This is a genomic window from Achromobacter sp. 10T422 (assembly GCF_056394065.1).
On sequence record NZ_JBFTHD010000001.1, the window covers coordinates 129,061 to 153,370 of the forward strand.

20 protein-coding genes are annotated in these 24,310 nt (G+C 63.5%); 14 read left to right on the forward strand and 6 right to left on the reverse strand.

The features are described 5' to 3' along the window. Positions 1-92 precede the first annotated feature (92 nt). Positions 93-1,025, forward strand: a complete 933-nt coding sequence (locus tag AC1DB0_RS00515) for a YicC/YloC family endoribonuclease (protein ID WP_476758566.1) — start codon at positions 93-95, stop codon at positions 1,023-1,025. Positions 1,026-1,170: 145 nt separating this feature from the next. Beyond that, on the forward strand, positions 1,171-2,088 hold the full coding sequence (locus AC1DB0_RS00520; protein ID WP_476756807.1) for a LysR family transcriptional regulator: 918 nt from the start codon (positions 1,171-1,173) through the stop codon (positions 2,086-2,088). A gap of 84 nt (positions 2,089-2,172) precedes the next feature. Here the strand turns inward: AC1DB0_RS00520 and AC1DB0_RS00525 are convergent, their stop codons facing one another. Further along, positions 2,173-3,735 carry an amino acid permease gene (locus tag AC1DB0_RS00525; RefSeq protein WP_254600452.1) on the reverse strand — a complete coding sequence of 521 codons (1,563 nt, stop codon included), beginning with the start codon at positions 3,733-3,735 and terminating at the stop codon, positions 2,173-2,175. Positions 3,736-3,866: 131 nt separating this feature from the next. Next, positions 3,867-5,366, reverse strand: a complete 1,500-nt coding sequence (locus AC1DB0_RS00530) for an AMP nucleosidase (protein WP_391567747.1) — start codon at positions 5,364-5,366, stop codon at positions 3,867-3,869. Positions 5,367-5,519: 153 nt separating this feature from the next. On the opposite strand from AC1DB0_RS00530, the gene AC1DB0_RS00535 reads away from it, so the two are divergent. The 3 genes from AC1DB0_RS00535 to AC1DB0_RS00545 all read left to right on the forward strand — a co-directional run bounded on the left by AC1DB0_RS00535 (position 5,520) and on the right by AC1DB0_RS00545 (position 8,910). Beyond that, the gene (locus AC1DB0_RS00535) at positions 5,520-5,873 is read left to right on the forward strand and encodes a hypothetical protein (protein ID WP_476756806.1); all 354 of its coding nucleotides are present in this window, start codon (positions 5,520-5,522) and stop codon (positions 5,871-5,873) included. Between the two features lie 61 nt (positions 5,874-5,934). Next, positions 5,935-8,094, forward strand: a complete 2,160-nt coding sequence (locus AC1DB0_RS00540) for a TonB-dependent receptor (RefSeq protein WP_476756805.1) — start codon at positions 5,935-5,937, stop codon at positions 8,092-8,094. Positions 8,095-8,310: 216 nt separating this feature from the next. After that, positions 8,311-8,910 carry a C40 family peptidase gene (locus tag AC1DB0_RS00545; RefSeq protein WP_054421875.1) on the forward strand — a complete coding sequence of 200 codons (600 nt, stop codon included), beginning with the start codon at positions 8,311-8,313 and terminating at the stop codon, positions 8,908-8,910. A gap of 109 nt (positions 8,911-9,019) precedes the next feature. Here AC1DB0_RS00545 and AC1DB0_RS00550 read toward each other — a convergent pair whose 3' ends face one another. Next, the gene (locus tag AC1DB0_RS00550) at positions 9,020-9,790 is read right to left on the reverse strand and encodes an SDR family oxidoreductase (RefSeq protein WP_054421873.1); all 771 of its coding nucleotides are present in this window, start codon (positions 9,788-9,790) and stop codon (positions 9,020-9,022) included. Positions 9,791-10,019: 229 nt separating this feature from the next. Here AC1DB0_RS00550 and AC1DB0_RS00555 point away from each other — a divergent pair, with 229 nt between their 5' ends. The 5 genes from AC1DB0_RS00555 to AC1DB0_RS00575 all read left to right on the forward strand — a co-directional run bounded on the left by AC1DB0_RS00555 (position 10,020) and on the right by AC1DB0_RS00575 (position 14,961). Further along, entirely contained in the window at positions 10,020-10,721 is a 702-nt protein-coding gene (locus AC1DB0_RS00555; protein ID WP_054421871.1) for a c-type cytochrome, read from the forward strand. Further along, the gene (locus AC1DB0_RS00560; RefSeq protein ID WP_156336411.1) at positions 10,718-11,647 is read left to right on the forward strand and encodes a c-type cytochrome; all 930 of its coding nucleotides are present in this window, start codon (positions 10,718-10,720) and stop codon (positions 11,645-11,647) included. The genes AC1DB0_RS00555 and AC1DB0_RS00560 overlap by 4 nt, the downstream gene beginning before the upstream one ends. Before the next feature lie 116 nt (positions 11,648-11,763). Then, a complete protein-coding gene (gmk, locus tag AC1DB0_RS00565; protein WP_082386951.1) occupies positions 11,764-12,396 on the forward strand; it encodes a guanylate kinase in 633 nt (210 codons plus the stop codon). 44 nt (positions 12,397-12,440) lie between these two features. Then, positions 12,441-12,644: a DNA-directed RNA polymerase subunit omega gene (rpoZ, locus tag AC1DB0_RS00570; protein WP_006219679.1), complete on the forward strand. Its 204-nt coding sequence runs from the start codon at positions 12,441-12,443 to the stop codon at positions 12,642-12,644. 22 nt (positions 12,645-12,666) lie between these two features. Beyond that, a complete protein-coding gene (locus AC1DB0_RS00575; RefSeq protein ID WP_476758567.1) occupies positions 12,667-14,961 on the forward strand; it encodes a RelA/SpoT family protein in 2,295 nt (764 codons plus the stop codon). A 99-nt stretch (positions 14,962-15,060) separates the two neighbouring features. Here AC1DB0_RS00575 and AC1DB0_RS00580 read toward each other — a convergent pair whose 3' ends face one another. The 3 genes from AC1DB0_RS00580 to AC1DB0_RS00590 form a co-directional block, all read right to left on the reverse strand. Continuing rightward, entirely contained in the window at positions 15,061-16,374 is a 1,314-nt protein-coding gene (locus AC1DB0_RS00580) for a TRAP transporter large permease (RefSeq protein ID WP_476758568.1), read from the reverse strand. 61 nt (positions 16,375-16,435) lie between these two features. Beyond that, positions 16,436-16,945, reverse strand: coding sequence for a TRAP transporter small permease (locus AC1DB0_RS00585; protein ID WP_206543665.1), 510 nt, complete (start codon positions 16,943-16,945; stop codon positions 16,436-16,438). Between the two features lie 57 nt (positions 16,946-17,002). After that, positions 17,003-18,013 (reverse strand): TRAP transporter substrate-binding protein, encoded by a 1,011-nt coding sequence (locus AC1DB0_RS00590; RefSeq protein ID WP_427219077.1) that lies wholly within the window; start codon positions 18,011-18,013, stop codon positions 17,003-17,005. A gap of 338 nt (positions 18,014-18,351) precedes the next feature. Here AC1DB0_RS00590 and AC1DB0_RS00595 point away from each other — a divergent pair, with 338 nt between their 5' ends. From AC1DB0_RS00595 to AC1DB0_RS00610, 4 genes are all read left to right on the forward strand, one after another. Then, positions 18,352-19,071: a FadR/GntR family transcriptional regulator gene (locus tag AC1DB0_RS00595; RefSeq protein ID WP_054421862.1), complete on the forward strand. Its 720-nt coding sequence runs from the start codon at positions 18,352-18,354 to the stop codon at positions 19,069-19,071. Positions 19,072-19,265: 194 nt separating this feature from the next. Beyond that, positions 19,266-21,365, forward strand: coding sequence for a hydantoinase/oxoprolinase family protein (locus tag AC1DB0_RS00600; protein WP_476756804.1), 2,100 nt, complete (start codon positions 19,266-19,268; stop codon positions 21,363-21,365). Positions 21,366-21,375: 10 nt separating this feature from the next. Continuing rightward, positions 21,376-23,058 carry a hydantoinase B/oxoprolinase family protein gene (locus tag AC1DB0_RS00605; protein WP_476756803.1) on the forward strand — a complete coding sequence of 561 codons (1,683 nt, stop codon included), beginning with the start codon at positions 21,376-21,378 and terminating at the stop codon, positions 23,056-23,058. Next, positions 23,055-24,266: an aminotransferase class I/II-fold pyridoxal phosphate-dependent enzyme gene (locus AC1DB0_RS00610; RefSeq protein ID WP_054421859.1), complete on the forward strand. Its 1,212-nt coding sequence runs from the start codon at positions 23,055-23,057 to the stop codon at positions 24,264-24,266. Before AC1DB0_RS00605 ends, AC1DB0_RS00610 begins: the two co-directional genes overlap by 4 nt. Positions 24,267-24,310 lie beyond the last annotated feature (44 nt).

The window sequence follows — 24,310 nt, forward strand, 5'->3', positions numbered from 1 at the left end:
GAACATTGATTCGCGGCATTGTACGGGGTGGCGCCGCAGGAAATCGCCGCTTGGAGTATCCTGCCGCGATATATCACCAGGAAACGCACATCATGATTCGCAGCATGACCGCCTTCGGCAACGCCCGAGCAGACCTAGAACAAGGCACGCTTGCCATCGAACTGCGCAGCGTCAACAGCCGCTTTCTTGACCTGTACTTCCGCCTGCCCGATGAATTGCGGCACGTGGAAACGCCCTTGCGCGAATTGCTGACCGCCAACCTGGCGCGCGGCAAGGTCGAGATCCGGGTTTCGTTCACGCGCAACGCCAGCACCGACCTGTCCAAGCTGGACCCGACGTGGCTGGAAAGTCTGGCGGAACAACTGCAAGCCGCACGCCGCATCGTCCCCGATATCGCCCCGCCCCGTCTGGTGGAGTTGTTCAATTGGCCCGGCCAACGCGGCAACGACGCGCTGGACCCGCAGATCTGGGGCGCCGCTTGCCTGCAAGCGGCCCAGCAAGCGCTGACGCAATTGCAGGAAGGCCGCGCACGCGAAGGCGAACGCCTGGCCGAAATGATGCGTGAATGCGCGGACGGTGTCGCGCGTGTCGTCGATATCGTGCAAACCCACCTGCCCCAACTGCTGGCCGACCATCGCGACAAGCTGGCCGCAAAGCTGCGCGAAAGCGTGGAATCCGCCTTCCCCGGCGGCTTCACGCATATTTCGGGCACGGAGTTGTCCGAGCGCTTGTCGCAGGAAGCCAACTTGTTTGCGCTGCGCATTGATGTGGCCGAAGAGTTGTCGCGCCTGCGCTCGCACCTGGAAGAACTGCGACACCTGCTGACGGACGGCGGCGGCAAGGCTGCATCCGGCAAGAAGAACGCGGGCAGCGCAGGCAAGCGCCTGGACTTCCTGTTCCAGGAAATGAACCRCGAAGCCAACACGCTGGGTTCCAAGGCGGGCAGCATGGAAGTCACCCGCGCCGCCATGGACTTGAAACTGCTGATTGAGCAGATGCGTGAACAGGCGCAAAACATCGAGTAATGCGCGGGCGTTTCTGACACATTCGTGACAAACGAGGGCCGCTTTCGCGGCCCTCGTTGCATTCCAGACTTTTCCTATTCGTCGAACGTCCGCAGCATGGTGTCATGGCGGGTTTATTTTAGGGTTCGACTAATCAGGAATCGCCATGTTCCGCAAGACCTTTCTGCCGCCCGTCGCCAACCTGCTCGCCTTCGAGGCAGTCGCGCGGCGCAACAGCGTATCCCGCGCGGCGGATGAGCTGCACTTGACGCAAAGCGCTGTCTCACGCCAGATCCATCAACTTGAAACGCAGTTGGGCGTCACGATGTTCCATCGCGTGCGCCAACGCGTCGTACTCAGCGAAGCCGGCCGGGCTTATGCCGCTGAAGTCCGCATCCTGCTGCACCAATTGTCCGACGCCACGCGCCGCACCATGGCTTGCACGCAGCGCGATGAACTCAATCTGGCGGTGCTGCCCACCCTGGGCACGCGCTGGTTGATTCCGCGCTTGGGGGATTTCATGGCGCTCAAGCCCGAGGTCACCATCAATTTCACCTCGCGCACGCTGCCTTTCGAATTTTCCAAAGAACCCTTCGATGCGGCCATACACTTTGGCGCACCCGACTGGGCCGGCGCGGTCTGCGAATACCTGATGCATGAAGAAGTCATCGTGGTGTGCAGCCCCGCGCTTCAACGGCTGCATCGCATCCGGCAGATTGCCGACCTGAGCGGCGTCGTGCTGCTCCACCAGATGTCGCGCGCAGCGCAATGGGCGTCGTGGCTGGAACAACATGGGGCGAACACCGCGCAGGCCCTGCGCGGCCCGCAATTCGAGCAGGTGGCGATGCTGGCACAAGCTGCCGCATCGGGGTTGGGCGCTGCCCTGCTGCCCCGCTTCCTGGTGGAACGCGAACTCAGCACCGGCGAATTGATCCAGCTATTCCCGCAGGCGCTGAACAGCACCGACGCGTATTACTTCGTCTACCCCCAGTCCCTGGCCCAAGCCCCGCTGGTCCGTGAGTTTGGGGCCTGGATACTCGGGCAGTGCCGCGCGCCCGCGGACGTGCCGCAGGCGCACGCTTAACGGGCCTCGCCTTAAAGGGCCGCGCTTTAACGGGCCAGGCTTTAAGGGCCTCGGATTAGCGGGCATTGGCTAGCGGGCCTCGGCTTAACGGGCCTCGCCGGCTGCGGGTTCGCCGCGCAATGCGGAATCCAGATACTGGCTACGGGCGCGCGCATCCGGGAAGCGCATGTCGCGATAGCTGACAAAGCGCGACCCGCGCGTCAGCCGGTATCCCAGCCAGATCAGCAGGAACAACGGAATGCCAATGTAGGTGGCGACAACGCCGCCCCAATCGATCCGGTCTTGCAGGAACGCCTGGTAGTTCTGGCCCAGCGTGATGATCAGGCACAGCACAAAAGCGAAGATGGGGCCGAACGGGAAGAACGGCGACACATAGGGCAAGTCCGCCAGGTTATGGCCTTGCTTCACATAGCCACGACGGAAACGGTAGTGGCTGATCGCGATGCCCAGCCAGGCGATGAAGCCCGTCATGCCGGATGTATTCAACAGCCAGATGTACACGGCGTTCGGGCTGAAGATGAACGTGAAGAAGCACAGCGCCGCGACGACCGTCGTCGCCAACAGCGCCCACAGCGGCACGCCATTACGCGAAATACGGCCAAAAATGCGCGGCGCCTTGCCATCGCGCGCCAGGCTGTAGAGCATCCGCGTCGCGGCATACATGCCGGAGTTGCCCGCCGACAGCACGGATGTCAGCACCACGGCATTCATGACGGACGCCGCCCCCAGCAGGCCGGCGCGTTCGAAAATGAGCGCGAACGGGCTGACGCTGATGTCCTCGACATCGTTGCGCAGCAAGTGAGGGTCCGTATAGGGAATCAACAGGCCGATCACCAGGATGGCCATCACGTAGAACAGCAAAATGCGCCAGAACACCTGACGCACCGCACGCGGCAGGTTGCGGGCCGGGTCTTTGGATTCGCCAGCGGCGATGCCGATCAGCTCGGTGCCTTGGAACGAAAAACCCACCACCATAGCCACGCCGATCAAGGCCGCGAAGCCGCCCGCAAATGGCGCATCGCCTACGGTCCAGTTGGCGACGCCACCGGTTTCGCCCCCGCGAATGATGCCCAGCAGCATCATCACGCCCATCGCCACAAAGCCCAGCACGGCCACCACTTTGATCAGCGCGAACCAGAATTCGGCTTCGCCGAAACCGCGCGCCGACATCGCGTTCAGGCCAAAGGTAATGGCCAGGAACAAGGCGCTCCAGTAGAAGCCCGGCACGTCGGGGAACCAGTACGCCATGACAAGCTGCGCCGCCACCAGATCGACCGCGACCGTAACGGCCCAGTTGTACCAATAGTTCCAGCCCAGCGCGAAGCCGAAGCCGTCTTCCACGTAGCGTGCGCCGTAGGTCGAAAACGAGCCCGATACCGGCATGGCGGCGGCGAGTTCGCCCAGGCTGGTCATCAGGAAATAGACCATGATGCCGATCAGCACGTAGCCCAGCAGCGCGCCGCCGGGGCCCGCCTTGGCGATCGTCGCGCCGGATGCCACGAACAGGCCGGTCCCGATGGACCCGCCCACGGCGATCATCGTCAGGTGGCGCGCCGACAAGGTACGGCGCAGTTCGGAAGGCGCTTGCGCCTTCGTCGCGTGCGCGCCGCCCGCGCGGCGGTCATCGTGTTCCGATGGAGACAACATGCATTCCTTAACGTCATGAAAGGCCCCGCGCGAACCGGCGCGCGCAGCCTCGGGATTACCAAACAACGCGCGAGGATAGCGCAAACGGCCCCGTCACGAAAAATGACGGGGCTCGGGGGACGCATCACCGTTTATTGAAACGCTGTTTCCATGAAGGTGCGCAGCTTGCGCGAATGCAGGCGTTCCGGCGGCATGTCGCGCAGCCGTTCCAGCGCCCGGATACCAATTTCCAGATGCTGGTTGACCTGCCGGCGATAGAACACGCTGGCCATGCCCGGCAGCTTCAATTCGCCGTGCAGGGGTTTGTCAGACACGCAAAGCAAGGTGCCATACGGCACGCGGAAACGGAACCCGTTGGCCGCGATGGTGGCGGATTCCATGTCCAGCGCAATGGCGCGCGACTGCGCGAAACGCTCGACCAGTTCAACGTGATCGCGCAATTCCCAGTTGCGGTTGTCGATGGTGGCGACGGTGCCTGTGCGCATGATGCGCTTCAGGTCCCAGCCCGACAGGCCGGCCACTTCTTCCACCGCCTGTTCCAGCGCCACCTGCACTTCAGCCAGCGCCGGCACGGGCACCCAGGTGGGCAGGTCGGCATCCAGCACGTGGTCTTCGCGCACATAACCATGCGCCAGCACGTAGTCGCCCAGCCGCTGGGAATCTCGCAGGCCGGCGCAATGGCCCAGCATCAGCCACGCATGCGGACGCAGCACGGCGATGTGGTCGGTGATGGTCTTGGCGTTTGACGGCCCCACGCCGATATTGACGAGCGTGATGCCGGAATGGTCGCCACGCACCAGGTGGTACGCGGGCATCTGCGGCAGGCGCGTGGCATGGGCTTCGTCGCCCGGGCCGCTTTCCCCCCGGCGCGTGATGCGGTTGCCCGGCTCGACCAGCATTTCGTAGTCTTCGTTGCCACTGGCCATCAGCGCGCGCGCCCGGGCGCAGAACTCGTCGACATAGAACTGGTAGTTCGTGAACAGGACGAAATTCTGGAAATGCGCAGGCGCGGTGGATGTGTAGTGCTGCAAGCGGTGCAGCGAGTAATCCACGCGCTGCGCGGTGAACGGGGCCAATGGCTTGGGCTCGCCTTCCTTGCCGCGCCACGATCCGTTGACGATGGCGTCGTCGGTGACGGCCAGGTCGGGCACATCGAAAAGGTCGCGCAAGGGGCGCTTCAGCGCTTCCAGGTGTTCGCCTTCGACATAGGCGCCTTCGGGGAAGGCAAAGTGCAAGGGGATGGGGGAATCGGATTCGCCGACTTCCACGGCAACGCGGTGGTTCTGCAATAACTGGCCGACCTGCTCGATCAGGTAATCGCGGAACAGTTCGGGTTGGGTGATGGTGGTCTGGTAGATGCCGGGTTCGGCCACATGGCCGTAGGACAGGCGCGTATCGATCGGGTCGTACGTTTCAACCACGATGCGGATGGCCGGGTAGTAAGCGCGGGCGCGTTCACGGCCGTTGCCGGAACCCTTCAGCACTTCACGGAAGGCCGCCCGCAGGAAGGCCGTATTGCGCGCGTAGATTTCGGCCAGCCGGTCGACCGCGGCGCGGGCGTCTTGGAAGGGCTCAAAGGGCAGCGCGTCGGGCCGGTTCATCGAAGACAAGGGGTGAACTGCATTCATCATTGAGCTTTACTCCGCTTTCTTGTCTGCCGATTATGCCCGAGGCGGCGAATCATGAAGTGCCATATTCGGGCACGCTTCGGGTACGCCAGCGTCGCCAATGATAAGGAAACAATATATCATTCCGTTTTTCCGTTTTTGGCCCCGCCCTGCTCCATGCCGTTTTCGCCAGGCCACCGCCGCAACACCCCGCCGCGGTTGACGCGATGGGGCGTGCTGGCTTGGCTGTGCCTTTGCCTGCTGCTGTCCCCGGTGGGCAGCCTGCACCATGCGTTGACGCATCTGGGCGAACCTTCCGCGGCCAGTCAGGACGATGCCCATCCCCATGAAAAGCTGGGGCATTGCGACCTGTGCCAGCTCTGGGACTTGCTGGACGCCACGCTGCCGTCTGCGTTCGAATGGGCGGTGGGCGACGCCCCCCACGCACACCCCGCGCGCCCTTTGCCAGCCGGCGCCATCGCCATCGGCAGCACCTGGTTTCAATCCCGCGCCCCGCCCGTCCAGGGCTGAAATCCGTCGTCTTCCCTGATTTCTATCTGCCGGCCTTGAGCCGGCGCCCTGGATTGCCACTATGAATTTCCCCTCCTTCCCCGCCCGGGCAGGCGTGCCGCTGCGCGTCTTTGGTTTGCGCCCCGTCGTGCTTGCCTGCTTGTCCGCCTTGCGCGTCGCGCTGCCCTCTGCGCTGCCCTCTGCGCTGCCCATTGCGCTACCCATTGCCCTGCCCTTTGTCTTCCTAGCGACGGCTCACGCGCAGTCCTCGTCCGACACGACAACGCTATCGCCCGTCGTCATCACCGCGAACCCGCTGGGCAGCGACGCGCTGGCCTCACCCACCAGCGTGCTGCAAGGCCAGGCGCTGGACTTGCGGCGCGGCTCCAATTTAGGTGAAACGCTGAACGGCTTACCTGGCGTGTCCACCACCAGCTACGGCCCCATGGTGGGCCGCCCCATCATCCGGGGGCTGGACGGCGACCGCATCCGCCTGCTGAACAACGGCGTAGGGACGCTGGACGCCTCTTCGCTATCGTTTGACCATGCCGTGCCGCAAGATCCGCTGTCGACCAACCGCGTCGAAATTCTGCGCGGCCCTGCTGCATTGCTCTATGGCGGCAATGCCATCGGCGGGGTCGTCAACACCTTGGACAACCGCATTCCCACCGAACCCATCGACGGCATCCATGGCGATGTGGGCGGCAGCTACGGCGGCGCCAATAATGACCGCAACGGCGCCGTGCAACTGGAAGGCGGCGACGGCACCTTCGCCCTGCACGCCGACGTGTTCGGTCGCAAGACCGGCACGCTGCGCATCCCCGGCTATGCCCGCACCGCGCAGCAACGCGCCGAAGACGGCCCGGATGCCGATCAGCCCCAGGGCCGCTTGCCCAATAGCGACGGTGAAGCCAGCGGCGGCGCAATCGGGATGTCGTGGACGGGGGAACATGGCTACGGTGGTTTGTCTTACAGCGGCTACGACGCCAACTATGGTTCGGTTGCCGAATCGGACGTGCGCATCAAAATGCACCAGGAACGCTTCGGCCTGGCAGGCGAGCTGCGCGACCTGGATGGCCTGTTCACCAGCGTCAAGCTGAACTTCGCCTATACCGATTACCAGCACAAGGAAATCGAAGACGGCGAAACGGGAACGATCTTCAAGAACCGGGGCTATGAAGCGCGCATCGAAGCCCGCCACGCCGACATCGGGCCGCTGCACGGGGTCGTTGGCCTGCAACTGGGCCAGACGCGCTTTTCGGCCTTGGGCGACGAAGCGCTGGTGCCCACCACCGACACCGATTCCGCCGCCCTGTTCGCTTTGGAAGAATGGACGCTCACCGATCGGCTCACCTTGTCGGCTGGCGCCCGCATGGACCACACGCGTTTAAGCCCGGCCGCGGGCGGCAACGACCGCTTTGACGATTCCGGCCGCCGCAGCTTCAACGCAGGCAGCTTTTCGCTGGGCGGCATCTATAAGCTGACGCCGCTGTGGTCGCTGGCCGCCAACGCCGCCTACACCGAACGCGCGCCCACGTTCTACGAGCTGTACGCCAACGGCCCCCACGCGGCGACCGGGCAATACCTGGTCGGCGACCCGAATCTGGGCAAGGAACGCGCCTGGTCGGGCGACTTGTCATTGCGATACAAGAACGACACCGACCACGGCAGCGTCGGCGTCTTCTACAGCAGCTTCGCCAATTACCTGGCGGAAACCAACACCGGGCGCTATCGCAATGATGATGGCGATGTCGTAGCCGCCAGCAGCGACGGCGCGCTGCCAGAAGCGCGCTACCAGGGTGTCTCGGCCCGGCTCTACGGGCTGGAAGCGGAAAACGTGACGCGCATCCTGCAACGAGATGGCCATGCGCTGGACCTGGGGCTGTCGGGCGACTACACGGTCTCTCGCAACCGCGACACGGGCCGGTCGCTGCCACGCATTCCTCCGCTGCGCCTGCGCGTGGCGCTGGACTACGGGTACGGGCCGTTCAGCGCCGGGGTCAGCGTGTCCAAGGCGTTCGCCCAGCATGACCATCCGGCAAACGACACATCAACGGCTGGCTACTACAGCCTGGACGCCAATGCCGGCTACCGGTTCAAGATGACTGGCGTGCAATGGCAAGCCTACGTGCGCGGCATCAACCTCACGAATCAGGACATCCGCTACGCCACCTCCGTCTTGCGCGATATTGCCCCGGAAGGCGGGCGCGCCGTGATGGTCGGTTTGCGCGGCAGCTTCTGATCCCGACGATTTTGCTGCGTCCGTTACGTCGCTCCCTCGGGGCGGCGTAACGAAATCGGCCGAATAATGCTGCATTGCACTACAAATGTAATGAAACTTTATTCCACTATAATTTGGCAGCTTCCAGGGCTTATTACGCCCTGGCAACGCCCCTTTCCGCCGGCTTGCCCCCTCAGGCAAAGCCATGCCGCCCACTCCGATTCTTGAAGTGACGTAATGACGCCGCCCACGCGAAAAGTCCGAATTGCCAATTTCAGCATTCCCGTATTTCTGTCAGCGCCCATTCTGGCCCTGACCCTCTCCTGGATACCCGGCGCCGCCCAGGCATCCATTCCCTCAGAGCAAGCCCGCCCGTCGCTAAGCGGCCTGCGCCTGGCGCAAGAGCCCACCGTTCCCACATTGCGTGAACGTGTCGTGCAAGCCGGCCTGGACGCCATCGGGACCCCGTACAGCTGGGGTGGCGACGACGCCGAAGGCTTCGATTGCAGCGGGCTGGTGCTGTATGTATTCCGCGAAATCGCCGGCCTGGAACTGCCCCGCACCGCGCGCGCACAGCGCAGCGAAGGGCAATCCGTGTCGAACAAGAACCAGCTGCGTCCTGGCGACCTGGTGTTCTTTGCGACGCGCGGCCGTGGTGTCACGTCGCACGTCGGCATCTACATCGGCCAGAACAAATTCGTCCACGCGCCGCGCCGCGGCACCAAGGTGCGCGTCGACGAAATGAAGAACCCCTATTGGACCAAGCGCTATGTCGGCGCGCGGCGTTACCTGGATACGCAACAGCCGGGCCAGATGCTGGCTCAAGCTACGCCTTAAAGCGTCGTCCAGGCTGTCGTAAGGGGGAAAAAAAGGCGCCTGCCGGGCGCCTTGCGATGGGGGCATCGAAGCCTGCCAAGGGAACATTCCCAGGCAGGCTTTCGCGCGTTCAGCCCCGGCCCACGAAGGGCATGTTCGTCGCCATGATCGTCATGAATTGCACGTTGGCTTCCAGCGGCAGGCGGGCCATGGCGGCAACCGCTTGCGCGACGTGCGCCACATCCATGCGCGGCTCAACCTTGGTGCTGCCATCCGCTTGCAGAATGCCCGCCGCCATGCGCTCGGTCATGTCGGTTGCGGCGTTGCCGATATCGATCTGCCCGCAAGCAATGTTGTAGGGCCGGCAATCCAGTGAAATCGACTTGGTCAGCCCGGTCACCGCGTGCTTGGTGGCGGTGTAGGCAATAGAGAACGGGCGCGGAGCGTGCGCCGAAATCGAACCGTTGTTGATGATGCGGCCGCCTTGCGGCGTCTGCGCCTTCATCACGCGGATGGCGGCTTGGGCGCACAGGAACATGCCGGTCAGGTTGGTGTCGACCACTTCGCGCCACACCGCCACCGGCAGTTCTTCGATCGGCATGGCGGGTGCGCCACGGCCGGCATTATTGAACAGCACATCCAGGCGCCCGTATTCACGCTGCGCCGTGTCGAACAGATCGCGAACGGCATTTTCGTCGGACACATCGGTGGGCACCACCAAGGCGCGCACACCATCTTCGCCGGCTGCCGTCCGGGTCGCTTCCAGGGGCTCGCGACGGCGCCCCGCCAACACGACGCGATAGCCCTGCGCCAGCAACTCCAGCGCCACTGCACGCCCAATTCCGGTACCGGCCCCGGTTACCAACGCCACGCGCGGTGGCTCGATCTCGTTCGAATGCATCGGATTCTCCTTGTTATCAATCGGCGAGATGCTACCGCAATCATTCCGGCGATGCTGCAAGCAAACCTTCCAGCAAAGACACAAATGTTCCCGCTATGCGCAAGCAAAAGAAACGCGGATGTGCACCATCCAGCGGCGGATTTCGCGTTGATCTGTCACAAGTCTTTATATAATTTATGGGCATTAGCTTATTACCCAAAATCAAATAACAAATCGGAGCAGGCAAGCCATGACCCCACGGTCCCTCCCCGCGCTGGTGCTCAGCGCCTTGTTCGCCACAGGCGCTAGCGCCCAAGGCGCGCCAGATGGCAAACAGATCAGCACGCAAGGCGCGAACGGCGCGCCGGCCTGTATCACCTGCCATGGTGCGCAGGGCGAAGGCAACCCCGCCGCCGGCTTCCCGCAATTGGCCGGCCTGGGCGCCAAATACCTGTCAGAACAACTGGAAGCCATGGCCAACGGTTCGCGTGTCAGCCCGGTGATGGCGGCAACCGCCAAAGCGCTGGACCCCGCGCAGCAACAAGCCGTGGCGAGCTACTACGCCAGCTTGCCCTCGCCGTTGAACATTGACCGGCTGGCCGCTACGGCCATGCATCCCGTCAAGCCCGCCGACACGGGCGCGTGGCTGGCTACACGCGGCGCCTGGGACAAAAACGTCCCAGCCTGTAATCAGTGCCACGGGCCTGGCGGCATCGGCGTCGGCCAGAATTTCCCCAGTCTGGCCGGACAGCCTGCGGCGTATATCGCGGGCCAATTGCGCGCATGGCAGCAAGGGCAACGGCCACCCGGGCCACTGGGGCTGATGCCCGCGGTCGCCACCCGTCTGTCCGACGCCGACATCGACGCCGTCTCCGCCTACTACGCCGGCCTGCCCAAAGCGGCCGACCTGCTTGCCGCGCAAACCCCTTCCACGGACGGAGCCAAGCCATGATCCGCCTTCCCCGCTTCCGTCCAGGCACGGCCTGTATTGCAGCCATGATTGCCTGCACCGCGCCGGCCTTTGCCGCCGAGCCTCGCCCCGCTTTCACCCCGCCCTCCGCCGCGTCCTTGCCCGACACTGAATTCGGCAAGATCGTCCGGCAAGGCGAGCAGATCTTCCTGCACACGCCACAAAAGGCGGGCAAGTTCGTTGGCAACGATCTCACCTGCGCCAGCTGCCATCTGGACGCCGGCCGCCGGCCGGACTCCGCGCCCATGTGGGCGGCCTATGTGCTGTACCCCGCCTATCGCGCCAAGAACGAGCACGTCAACACGCTGGCCGAACGGTTGCAAGGGTGCTTTCGGTTCAGCATGAACGGCAAGGCGCCTGCGGCTGACGACCCGACGTTGACCGCGCTGCAAAGCTATATGTTCTGGCTGGCCAGCAAAGCGCCAACGGGCGTCGTGCTGGAAGGCCAGGGTTACCGCAAGCTGCCGGCGCCCGCGCAAAAGGCCGACTACGTGCGCGGAAGCGAGGTCTATGCGCAGTACTGCGCGGTGTGCCACGGCGCCGAGGGCCAGGGCCAGAAGAACGGCAAACACTGGGTCTTTCCCGCGCTGTGGGGCGCCGACTCGTTCAATTGGGGCGCGGGCATGCACCAGATTGGCAACGCGGCCGGCTTCATCAAAGCCAATATGCCGCTGGGCCAAGCCGGCATGCTGAGCGACCAGGAAGCCTGGGACGTGGCCTACTTCATGAACGCGCATGAACGCCCGCAAGACCCGCGTTACAAGGATTCAGTGGCGGCCACCCGAGAGAAGTATCACGACTCGGACGACTCGCTGTACGGCATCGAGGTCAACGGCCACCTGCTCGGCAGCGATGCGCCGCCGCCTGGCGGAAAGCTGCTTCAAACCGCGGCCAAACCCGCAGGCTAAAGGGGTTCGCCCGCTCAGCCACATAAAAATCGCGCGGCCGGACAGCGGGTTTTCCCCCTGCCGCGCCGCGCGATTTGCTAGACTTCCGGTCTTAGCATCACACGCCGGTCAACTTCATGTACGCCAACCCCGGAAACGTCTTCATGGTCGTCGCGCCCAGCGGCGCGGGCAAATCCAGCCTGGTGAAGGCCTTGCTCCAGCAAGACCCCTCCATCGAACTCTCCATTTCCTGCACCACGCGCGCGCCTCGTCCGGGCGAAGAAGACGGCCGTGAATACCGATTCGTGTCAGTTGACGAGTTCAAGCGCATGCGCGACGAGCAGAACCTGCTGGAATGGGCGGAAGTCCACGGCAATTTCTACGGCACGCCGCGCGACCGCATCGACCTGGCTACCCGCGAAGGCCGTGACGTATTGCTCGAGATCGATTGGCAAGGCGCGCGTCAGGTGAAGCAGCGTTTCCCCGCCGCCATCGGCATTTTTGTGCTGCCCCCGTCGATCGAAGAACTCGAAAGCCGGTTGAAGGCGCGGGGCCAGGATGCACCCCAAGTGATCGCGCGCCGGCTCATGGCTGCGGGCGGCGAAATCGCCCACGCGCCTGAATGCGAATATGTTATTATTAATCAAGAATTTAGCGTGGCCTTGTCGGAACTGATGCAAATCGTCAGTTCCGCAAGGCTGCGCTTTTCGTCTCAGGCCGCCCGCCATGCCGAGTTGTTCGCACAACTTGGTATCCCGGCCGAACACTGAGCCGAACGCATTCTCCCTATCATCCATCAGCACCAGGTGTCCTAATGGCTCGCATTACTGTCGAAGACTGTCTGAATCAAATCCCTAACCGTTTCAAGCTCACGCTGGCCGCGACGTATCGCGCCCGCGAGTTGGCGCAAGGCCATGCCCCGCGCCTGGACAGCAAAGACAAGCCCACGGTCACTGCCCTGCGCGAAATCGCGGGCGGCCTAACCGGCGTGGAAATGCTGCGTAAAGTTCCCACCTGATAGTCTCCGGGGGGCGGCAAGCATGGCTTTTCCCGGGCTGAAGTACGCTTCATCTGGTCTGCTTGCCGCACTACGTGCCGGCTCCCGTCTTGGGCGCCGCACGGGCAAGAAAGACAAAAATCTCCCTACGCCACCGTCCGTCGCCGCGCAAGAAGCGGCGGACGCAACCGCTTCGCCGGTTGCATCGCTGGCGCCGCTGACCGAAATCATCGGCAGCTATCTCGACAAGAAAGATGTAGAGCGCGTGCGCGAAGCCTATCGCTTCGCGGATCAGGCGCATCTGGGCCAATTCCGCGCCAGCGGTTCGCCCTACATCTCGCATCCCATCGCCGTCACTGAAATCTGCGCAGGCTGGAAGCTCGACGTCAACGCGTTGTCGGCCGCCCTGCTCCATGACGTGATGGAAGACCAGGGCATTGCCAAGCACGAGCTGGCGGAACGCTTCGGCCCTGAAGTGGCCGAGCTGGTCGACGGGCTGTCCAAATTGGACCGCCTGGACTTCGCCACCAAGGCCGAGCAGCAAGCTGAGAGTTTCCGCAAGATGCTGTTGGCGATGGCGCGCGACGTGCGCGTCATCCTCATCAAGCTGGCCGACCGCCTGCACAATATGCGCACGCTGGACGCGGTCAATCCCGAAAAACGCCGGCGCATCGCCCGCGAAACGCTGGATATCTACGCGCCCATCGCGCATCGGCTGGGCCTGAACCTGCTGTTCCGCGAGCTGCAAGACTTGTGTTTTGCGGCGATGCATCCGAACCGCTATCAGGTGCTGTACAAGGCCGTGCTGGCCGCGCGCGGCAACCGCCGCGAGGTCATCACCAAAATCGCCGATTCGGTGCGGGCGTCATTGCCCGCTGCCGGCATCGAAGCCGAAGTCACCGGCCGCGAGAAAACGCTTTATGGCATCTATCGCAAGATGGTTGACCAGAAGAAGTCGTTTTCCGACGTGCTGGATATCTACGGCTTCCGCGTCATCGTGCACACGCTGCCGGAATGCTATCTGGCGCTGGGCACGCTGCACCAGCTCTATCGTCCGGTGCCGGGCAAGTTCAAGGACTACATCGCCATCCCCAAGGTGAACGGCTATCAGTCCCTGCACACGACGCTTGTCGGCCCCTACGGCACGCCGGTGGAATTCCAGTTCCGCACGCGCGACATGCATCATGTGGCCGAAGAAGGCGTGGCGTCGCACTGGCTGTACAAGGGCGCCGACCTGACGTTGAACGACCTGCAAAAGCGCACGCACCAATGGCTGCAATCGCTGCTGGACATTCAAAGCCAGACGGGCGATTCCGGCGAATTCCTCGAGCACGTCAAAGTCGATCTGTTCCCGGACGCGGTCTACGTGTTCACGCCGCGCGGCAAGATCATTTCGCTGCCTCGTGGCGCCACGCCGGTGGACTTCGCCTATGCGATTCACACCGACATCGGCAACCAGGCGGTGGCGGCAAAGATCAATGGCGAGTTCGTGCCGCTGCGCACCGAACTCAATAGCGGCGACACCGTTGAAATCGTCACGTCGCCGGCGTCGCGTCCGAACGCGCAATGGCTTAACTATGTGCGCACCGGCCGCGCGCGTTCCGAAATTCGCCACTACCTGCGTACCGTCAAGTACGAAGAATCGGTGGCGTTTGGCGAGCGCTTGCTTAGCCAGGCATTGCAAGAACTGCACATGCCGATGCCGGCCACCGACGACCCCGCTTGGCAAAAGCTTGCGCGCAGCACCGGCGCCAGCTCACGCGAGGAAATCCTGGCTGATATCGGCTTGGGCAAGCGTTTGGCGGCCGTGGTCGCACGGCGTTTCGCGCCCGAGCATCAGCTTGTCGCCACCACCGCTGCCGCGGTGGACGAGCTGACGTCGGCGCGCAGCGCACCCATTCTGATCCAGGGCAATGAAGGCCAGGCTGTGCAGTTGGCGCCTTGCTGCGGCCMCCTGCCCGGCGACCCTATCGTTGCCGGCATGCGCATGGGGCATGGTCTGGTGGTACACACCGCCGACTGCCCCGTCGCCCTGCGCCAGCGCCTGCGCGAACCGGAACGCTGGATCAACGTGGGCTGGGACGCGCACACCGCCAAACACCTGGCCACGCGCCTGGACATCATCACGCGCAACGAACGTGGCGTGCTGGGGCGTCTGGCGGCGGAAGTCACCGCGGCGGATGCCAACATCATGCACGTCACGATGCACGACGATGCCGTGTCCACCGTGTCCTTGCACCTGACCATTCAGGTCGACAGCCGCAAGCATCTGGCGCAAGTCATCCGCGCCATCCGGCACGTGCCGCAAGTGCAGAAGATCGTCCGCGTCAAAGGCTGATCTTGCTCTGACCGGCACCAAAAAAAGCGCTCCGCGAGGAAACTCGCGGGGCGCTTTTTTTATGACGTGGCAAACAGCGTTATGAGGTGGCAAACAGCGTTAACGCTGCGACATCAAATTGGGCAAATACGTCACGATGCCCGGGAAGACCGTGATAAGCCCGATCGCGATGACCAGCAGCAGGCAAAAGGGAATCGACGCCTTGGTGACCTGCCAAATATCCCTGCCCGTCATGGATTGCAGCACAAACAGGTTGAACCCCAGCGGCGGCGTGATCTGCGCAATCTCGATGATGATGACGATATAGATCCCGAACCAGATCAGGTCGATACCCGCAGCCTGCACCATCGGCAGAATCACCGCGCTGCTCAGCACCAGAATCGAAATGCCTTCCAGAAAGCAGCCGAGCACCAGGAAGAACGCCGTCAGCACCGCCAGCAACATATAGGGCGACAGCGCCATGCTTTCGACCTTGGCCGCCAGCACCTGCGGAATGTTMAAGAAGCCCACCGAGATCGACAACACTGCCGCACACGCCACGATGAAAGAGATCATGCAAGAGATCTTCATCGCCGACATCAGGCTTTCGCCCAGGCTTTTCAGCGACAACGTGCCGCCCAGCTTGGCCAGCACCATCGCGCCCACAACGCCCACCGTCGCCGCTTCAGTCGGCGTCGCCAAGCCCCCGTAGATGACGCCAATGACCGCCGCAATCAGCAGGCCCACCGGGATCAGCCGGCGCGAGTTCCACAGCTTGGCGCCGAAGCTCAGCGCCGGATCACGCGGCGGCACCTTGGACGGATTCAGCAGCGACCACACGATGACGTAGCCCATGAACAACGCGATCAGCAGCAGCCCCGGCAGAATGCCCGCCATGAACAAACGCGCCACCGATTGCTGGGCCGTGACGCCGTAGACGATCATGATGATCGACGGCGGAATCATCAGCCCCAGCGTGCCGGAACCCGCCAACGTGCCGATCATCATGCCTTCGTCATACCCGCGCTTCTTCAGCTCGGGCAAGCTCATGCGCGCAACCGTTGCACACGTTACGGCGGACGACCCCGCCACCGCCGCCATGATGCCGCAGCCCAGAATGTTCACGTGCAGCAAGCGCCCGGGCAGCCAGCTGACCCACGGCCCCAAGCCTTTGAACATGTCTTCAGACAGCCGCGTGCGAAACAGAATTTCGCCCATCCAGATGAACAGCGGCAACGCCGTCATCGGCCAGCCCCAGCTCGCGTCCCACATTGAAGAAACGATCAGCGATCCCACGGGCGCGTCGGTGAACACCGCCAAGCCCACCACGCCCATCGCCAACAACGAAATCGCCACCCAGACGCCGCTGGCCAACAGCACCAGCAATACCACCAGCAACGCCCCGGATGCGATCAGAGTCGAATATTGATCCATGCTTGTTCCTGCATAGGAAGTGAAGGCCGGCGCAACGCCACCAGCCATGTCGCCCGGCGCGTTATTCCAACGCCGCCTCGCTGTTCTTGTCGTAGCCCGGCTCTTCGCCGCGTGCGACGGCAAGGGCCGCGTCAAGCAGTGCAATCGTCAGGATCACGAGCCCCGCCGCCAATGCCGATTGCGGAATCCAGAACGGGATGGCAAGCAGCCCGGGGCTGATGTCATCGAACTCGAAGGACTGCCACGCGAAGAGCACGGCCTGCCACGCGATGTAGCCCATCAACAGCGCGGTGGATAGGCAGCACCAGAGTTCCACCACTTTGCGCGTTCCGCCGGTCAGGCGGCTGACGATCAGGCCAACGCGAATATGGCCGCCGTCGCGGAAGGTGTAGGCCAGGCCCAGGAAGGTGGAGGCCGCCATGAACAGCCCCGAGATTTCGGTGGAGTCCACCGTATAGCCCAGCGCGCGGCCGATGATCTGCGCGATGATGCTGATGGCGATGCCCGCCAGAAATGCCGCGGCCAGCACGCCGCTAAGCGTGTAGAGGCCGTCAAGAAATTTTCTCAACATGATCTTGTACCGCTCCCGAAGATGCAGAAAAGGCGGGGCGCGCGGCCCCGCCAGCCGCTAGTTGGCGGCCGTCTTGGCTGGCGCCTGGGCGGCCTTGGCCGCCAGATAGTTGTCCAACACCTTCTGCTCGTCGGGGCTGGCGCTCTTGCGCCAGTCTTCCACCATGGTCTTGCCCACTTCGGCCAAGGCCTTCTGCACTTCCGGGCCGGCCTGGGTCACGGTGATGCCGTTCTTGCGCAACGTCTCGACGGTGTCTTCGCCCGCCTTGCGGCTCATTTCAAAGCCGCGCTTGGTGGCGCGTTCGCCGGCCGCCAGAACGATCTTCTGCACATCTGGCTCCAACGCACGGAACGCCCGTTCGTTGATGATGACGACGTTCTTGTTGTGCAGCGTGCCCGTGTACATGAAGTACTTGCAGTTGTCCCACACCTGGGTGTCGATACCGGTTTGCGCGCTGGTGAACAGCGAGTCGATCAAGCCGGTAGCAAACGCTTGCGCCACTTCGGCAAAGGGCAAAATGGTCGCCTGGAAGCCCAGCATCTGACCCATCTTCTGCGTCGGCTGCGAATAGATGCGCAGCTTCTTGCCCTTGAAATCGGCAGGTGCGGAAACGGGCGTCTTGGTGAAGAAGCCCTGCCCTGGCCACGCCACATAGGTGATGGCGCGCAAGCCGTTCTTGCCCAGCAGCTTGTCGAAGTACGGCTTCTGCGCGTCAGTCAGCAACGCGGCTTCTTCGTAGTTCGCGGAAATGTTCGGCAAGCCATCCAGGATGTACATCGGATTTTCGTTGCCATAGACGCCCAAGCGGATTTCACCGGCCTGGATCTGCCCGGCTTGCACGGCGCGCTTGATGGCGTCGTGCTTGACCAGCGTGTCGTTGGAGCGCAAGTCCACCTTCAGCCGGCCTTGGCTTTCGGTTTCGACTTCCTTGATGAACTGACGGATGTTTTGCGTGAAGAAACTGCTTTCCGGATAACCGGAAGCCATGGTCCAGGTCGTGGCGGCAGAGGCCGCAACCATCGGGCAGGCGCAGGCCGCCGTCACCAAGAGCTTGCGTAAGAACTGCATGGAAATCCCCTTGTAGTGGTCTGACGAAGATACTGTTTCCAAGCTGCCGTTGCGCGCTGAACGCGACTCGCAATTCATTGTATTCATACAGGTGCCGTCATACAACTCAAAATTATGGCCTCCAAGATGGTGCAGTTTTAGGCACTTATGCCCTGTATTTAGCCCATATATAGTGCGCATTGGAAGCATAATGGCGCATTGGCGCACCACCATGAACGGCATGCCCAGGCATAGGGATTACACGCACCCATATGACAACCTTGGGCCACCTACAATGCGAGACATCCGCCTTACCCAGACGGAAGGTTCGCCCCTCGATCCAACACGGAATCCGCGATTTGAACAACACGCCCAAGAAGCCCCGCACACGCTTGACTGACGTCGTGATCCAGACGCTATCCGAACGGCTGGATACGCAGGTTTACCGGCCCGGGCAACGGCTGCCTTCCGAGCAGGCGCTGTGCAAGGAATTCAAGGTCAGCCGCACCGTTATCCGCGAAGCCATGGCGTCGCTGCGTTTGGGCGGCCGGGTGGTCAGCAGCCCCGGGCTGGGGGTGTTCGTCACGGAAGATCATGACCCGCCCATCAGCTTCGACATCCAGCCCCCGGCGGACAGCCGCTGGGCGCTGCACATCATGGAAGTGCGGGTCGGCCTTGAAGTGGAAGCCGCTGGGCTGGCCGCAGAACGCCGCACGCCGGCCAATATGGCTGATATCGTCCAGGCCTTCGACGAGTTCAATGCCGCCGAAAGCGACCGCGCCGCTGCCGTGCAGGCAGACTTCAATTTCCATCTGGCGATTGCGCGCGCATCGAACAACCCCCACTTCGCACATCTGCTTGAATCCGCGGTCAAAGACGTCATGCTGGATCTGAAGATCAAGCACGGCGGCAAGTCCGAACAAGAGCTGCGCGACTATGAAAAACGCACCGCGCGCGAGCACGGCGTGATCATGGCCGCCATCATGCGTGGCGACCCGGGCGCCGCGCGGGCCGCCATGGCGCGGCACCTTGGGGAAAGCGTGGCGCGCTATCGCAAGCAGTTGGCGGCCAAGCGCTGACGCCCCGCACCCGACACCCCTGCAAACGGCCGCAAGGCTGTTTTTTTTCGGCTGCCGGAAAATCCCTGATTGACCACCTGTATGACAACCCCCATCATACGTATCGCCGCTTTAGTGTCTGCTCTTGCCATCCAGCCCGGGAATCTCGCACCCGGCGCCATGGCCGTATTTCCTTGTTTTCCCAGGAGAAAGCAGTGTCAACACCGCAACAGAAAGCACGCGTGGGGGTCGATATCGGGGGCACCTTCACCGATGTGGCTCTTGAAATCGCCGGCAAGCTGTATTCAACAAAAGTTCTGACGGACTACGAAGCGCCCGAGCGCGCCATCGTCCAGGGGCTGCGCGACGTGGCCAAAGACGCCGGCATCGCCTTGTCGGACATCGGCATCATCATCCACGGCACCACGCTGGCCACCAACGCCCTGATAGAACGGCGCGGCGCGCACACCGCCTTCATCACGACCGAAGGCTTTCGCGACGTGCTGGAAATGCGCTCGGAAAGCCGCTTCGAACAATATGACCTGGACATCAAGCTGCCCCCGGCGCTGATCGACAGGCGCGACCGCCTGACGCTGCGCGAACGCGTCGACGCCGCGGGCGGTGTGCTGATCGCCCCGTCGGATGCCGACATGCAAGCACTGGCCGAGCAAATCGAAGCCGGCGGCTACGACAGCGTGGCCATCGGTTTCATCCACGCCTATGTGAACGACGCGCACGAACAGCGCATGCGCGAGGTGCTCAGCCGCCGCCTGCCGGATGTGTCGATTTCGATCTCGTCCGAAGTCTCGCCCCAGCTGCGTGAATTCGAACGCTTCAACACCGTCTGCGCCAACGCTTACGTGCGCCCGCTGATGCAGTCCTATCTGGACCGGCTGGTGAAGAAGATTCATGAAGCCGGCGCCGATTGCCCCGTCTTCATCATGCACTCTGGCGGCGGCATCATTTCAGTGGACAGCGCATCGCGCTTTCCCGTGCGGCTGGTGGAATCCGGCCCCGCCGGCGGCGCGATTTTCGCGGCGCACATTGCCGCGCGCTACGCGCTGGATTCTGTGCTGTCCTTCGACATGGGCGGCACCACCGCCAAGATCTGCCTGATCGACGAGCAAACGCCCAAGACCGCCAACACGTTCGAAGTCGCGCGCACCTACCGCTTCAAGAAAGGCAGCGGCATGCCGATTTCCATTCCGGTTGTGGAAATGGTGGAGATTGGCGCGGGCGGCGGGTCGATTGCCGGGCTGGACGTCATGCGCCAAATTCGCGTCGGCCCGCATAGCGCAGGGTCCGAACCCGGCCCCGCCTGCTACCGCCGCGGCGGCAAACTGCCCACCGTCACCGATGCTGACTTGCTGCTCGGCCGCCTGGACCCCGACAATTTCGCGGGCGGGTCGATCTCGCTATCCACCGAATTCGCCCAGACTGCGGTGCTGAATGAAGTCGCGCAGCCGCTTGAACTCTCGGCGCAAGACGGCGCCTACGGCATCGCCGAAGTCGTCGACGAGAACATGAGCAACGCGGCGCGCGTGCACACCGTGGAAAGCGGCCGCGAAATTTCCAAGTACACGATGATCACCTTTGGCGGCGCAGGCCCGCTGCACGCAGCGCGCCTGTGCGAGAAAACCGGCATCGACCGCTTCCTGGTGCCGCCCGGCGCGGGCGTGGGCTCCGCCATTGGCTTTTTGCGTTCGCCGTTTGGCTATGAAAGCGTGCGCAGCGCCAACTTCCGGCTGACCCGCTTTGATTGCGCCGCCGTCAACCACCTGCTGGCGCAATTGCAGGACGAAGCGATGACCTTCGCGCTGCAAGGCGATTCACGCGAGACGCCGGTTGTCGAAGCGAAGGTCTATATGCGCTATGTGGGCCAGGGCTGGGAAATTCCGGTGATGCTGCGCACGACGCAGTTCTCGGAGCAAGACGTGGCACAACTGCGTGACGACTTCGAAGCCGCGTATACCCGCTACTTCGGGCGCCCAATTGACGGGCTGGATATCGAAGCCATCAGCTGGGCCGTCAAAGCCAGCTCGCCGCTGCCGCCCGTGCAGCGCCTCACGCTGGTCAAGGCCAATGCCGACGCGCCCGCCGTGGGGCAGCGCCGCATCTTTGACGCGAAGCTGCGCGAAATGGTCGATGCGGCCATCGTCGAGCGCGAAGGCCTGGCGGCCGGCGCGCGTATCGCGGGGCCGGCGATTGTGGTGGAACGTGAAACGTCCACGCTGATCACGTCGTCTTTCGAAGCCATCGTCCAAGCCGACGGCTGCCTGCTCGTGTCGAGCAAGCGCGCCGCCGCCACCGCTTAAGGAGCCGGCCATGAGCACCGACAACCTGAAGAACATCCACATGCAAGTCATGTGGAACCGCCTGATCTCGGTCGTGGAAGAACAAGCCCTGGCGCTGATCCGCACCGCATTCAGCACCAGCGTGCGCGAAGCGGGCGACTTGTCCGCGGGCATTTTCGACCAACAGGGGCGCATGCTGGCCCAAGCCGTCACTGGCACGCCGGGCCACGTCAACACGATGGCCGACGCCGTGCCCACCTTCATTACCGACATCGGCCCGGAGAACATCTTCGAAGGCGACGTCTACCTGACCAACGACCCGTGGAAAGGCACGGGCCACCTGCACGACTTCACCGTCGTCACGCCGTCGTTTCGTGATGGCCAGCTGATTGGCTACTTCGCCGCCACCGCGCACGTCGTCGACGTGGGCGGACGCGGCTTCGGCCCGGACGCGCGCGAAGTCTACGAGGAAGGCATTTGCGTGCCGATTATGAAGTTCGCCGTGCGTGGCGACATCAACCGCGATCTGGTCAACATCCTGCGCAACAACGTGCGCGAATCCGACAAGGTGGTGGGCGACCTGTACGCCCTGGCCGCGTGCAACGACACCGGCCATCGCCGCCTGATGGAGATGATGGACGAGTTCGAGCTGAGCGATCTGGAAGGCATCGGCGGCTTCATCCTGGAACGCAGTCTGGCCGCCACACTGGAACGCATCGCGGCGCTGCCGCGCGGCAAGTACAAAAACGAAATGACCTTGGACGGCTACGACCAGCCGGTGACGTTGAAGGTGGAACTGGAGGTAGGCAGCGACGGCTTGCTGGCTGATTTTGCCGGCACGTCGCCCGCCAGCACGTATGGCATCAACGTGCCGCTGGCCTACGCCAAGGCCTACGCGTGCTACGGCTTGAAATGCGTGATTGCCCCCGAGGTGCCCAACAACACCGCATCGCTCGCGCCGTTCTCGGTGGCCGCCCCCGAAGGCTGCATCTTGAATGCGCAGCGCCCCAGCCCGGTCGCCGTGCGCCACGTGCTGGGCCACTTTGTGCCCGATCTGGTACTGGGCGCCCTGCACCACTTCCTGCCGGAACGCATACCCGCCGAAGGCTCGGGCGCGCTGTGGAACCTGCACGTCAGCGCGCGCCCCGCACAAGCCGATTCCGGTTTACCGCCTGCCGAAATTCTGATGTTCAACAGCGGCGGCACGGGGGCACGCCCGACGCTGGACGGCCTGTCGTCCACCGCATTTCCCAGCGGCGTACACGCCATGTCGGCCGAAGCCACCGAACAGACCGGCCCGATTGTCGTCTGGCGCAAGGAACTGCGCGAACACTCCAGCGGCGCCGGCCAATACCGCGGCGGCTTGGGCCAGGTGATGGAACTGGGCCCGCGCGACGGCTACGTCTTCCGCTTCAACGCCATGTTCGACCGCATCGGCAACCCCGCACGCGGACGCGCCGGCGGCTTGTCAGGCGAACCGGGCAAGGTGTCGCTGAGCGACGGCACGGTGTTGCGCGGTAAAGGCACGCAGCATGTGCCGCCCGGCGAGCGCCTGGTGCTGGAACTTCCTGGCGGAGGCGGCTTCGGCGCGCCCGCCAAGCGGGACCGAGATGCGCTGCGCCATGATCTGGCCAACGGCTACATCGACGAAGCGGGCCTGCTCAAGCACTACGGCTTAACGCCCGAACAGCTCAACACCGAGGCAACCCAATGAAGTATGAGAATCAGCGAACCCGGGATCTGCCGACCTCGCCCAGCATGGCGGTGTCAACGCGGGCCCGCGCGCTACGCGCGGAAGGCCGCAAGATCATCGACTTAAGCGTCGGCGAACCCGACTTCAACACGCCAGACCACATTCAGCACGCCGCCACCGAGGCCATGCGCCAGGGCTGGACGCGCTATACCGTGCCTGCCGGCAGCCCGGAGCTGCGCGCCGCCATCGTCCGCAAGTTCAAGCGGGAAAACGGGCTGGACTATGCGGCGGATGAAATCACGGTGGCCAATGGCGCCAAGCAACTGCTGTTCAACGCCTGGCTCGCCACCCTGGAAGCCGGCGACGAAGTCGTGATTCCCGCGCCGTACTGGGTGTCGTACAGCGACATGGTCAGCCTGCACGGCGGTGTGCCCGTCGTGCTGCCCTGCCCGCCTTCGCAAGGCTTCAAGCTGACGCCCGCCCAATTGGAAGCGGCCATCACGCCGCGCACGCGCTGGTTCATTCTGAATTCGCCGTGCAACCCGACGGGTGCGTTATATAGCGAAGCCGAGCTGCAAGCGCTGGGCCGCGTGCTTGATGCGCACCCGGACGTGCTGATCATCTCTGACGAGATCTATGAGCACGTGCTGTTAAGCGATGCGCCCTTCGTGTCGTTCGGAAAAGCATGCCCGCAATTGCGCGAGCGGCTGCTGATCATCAACGGGGTGTCCAAAGCCTACGCGATGACCGGCTGGCGTTTAGGCTATGCGGCCGGCCCGCGCGGGCTGATCGCGGCGTTGAACAAGCTGGAGTCGCAAAGCACCACCAGCGCCAGCGGCGTGTCGCAAGCCGCGGCCATCCAGGCGCTGGACGGCCCGCAGGACTTCGTCACCACCAGCCGTGCCGAATATCAGGCACGCGGCGAACTGACCGTTGCGGGGCTGCGCCGTATCAACGGGCTGACGCTGGCGCAGGCGCCGCTGGGCGCGTTCTATGCGTATCCCGAATGTTCGGCCCTGATCGGCAAGAAGACGCCTGACGGCAAGGTGCTGCACACGGATGTGGACGTGGCGACGTATCTGCTGGAAAGCGGTGGCGTGGCGGTGGTGCCGGGCGCGGCGTTCGGCATGTCGCCCTACTTCCGCCTGTCGTTCGCCGCCAGCCGTGAAGCCTTATCCGAGGCGTTGGCGGCCATCGAAACGGCGGTGAAGGCGTTGCAGCCTGCCTGACGCGCATCGTCGCGGCCCTCAGGCAAAAGCCCTGTATCCATCGA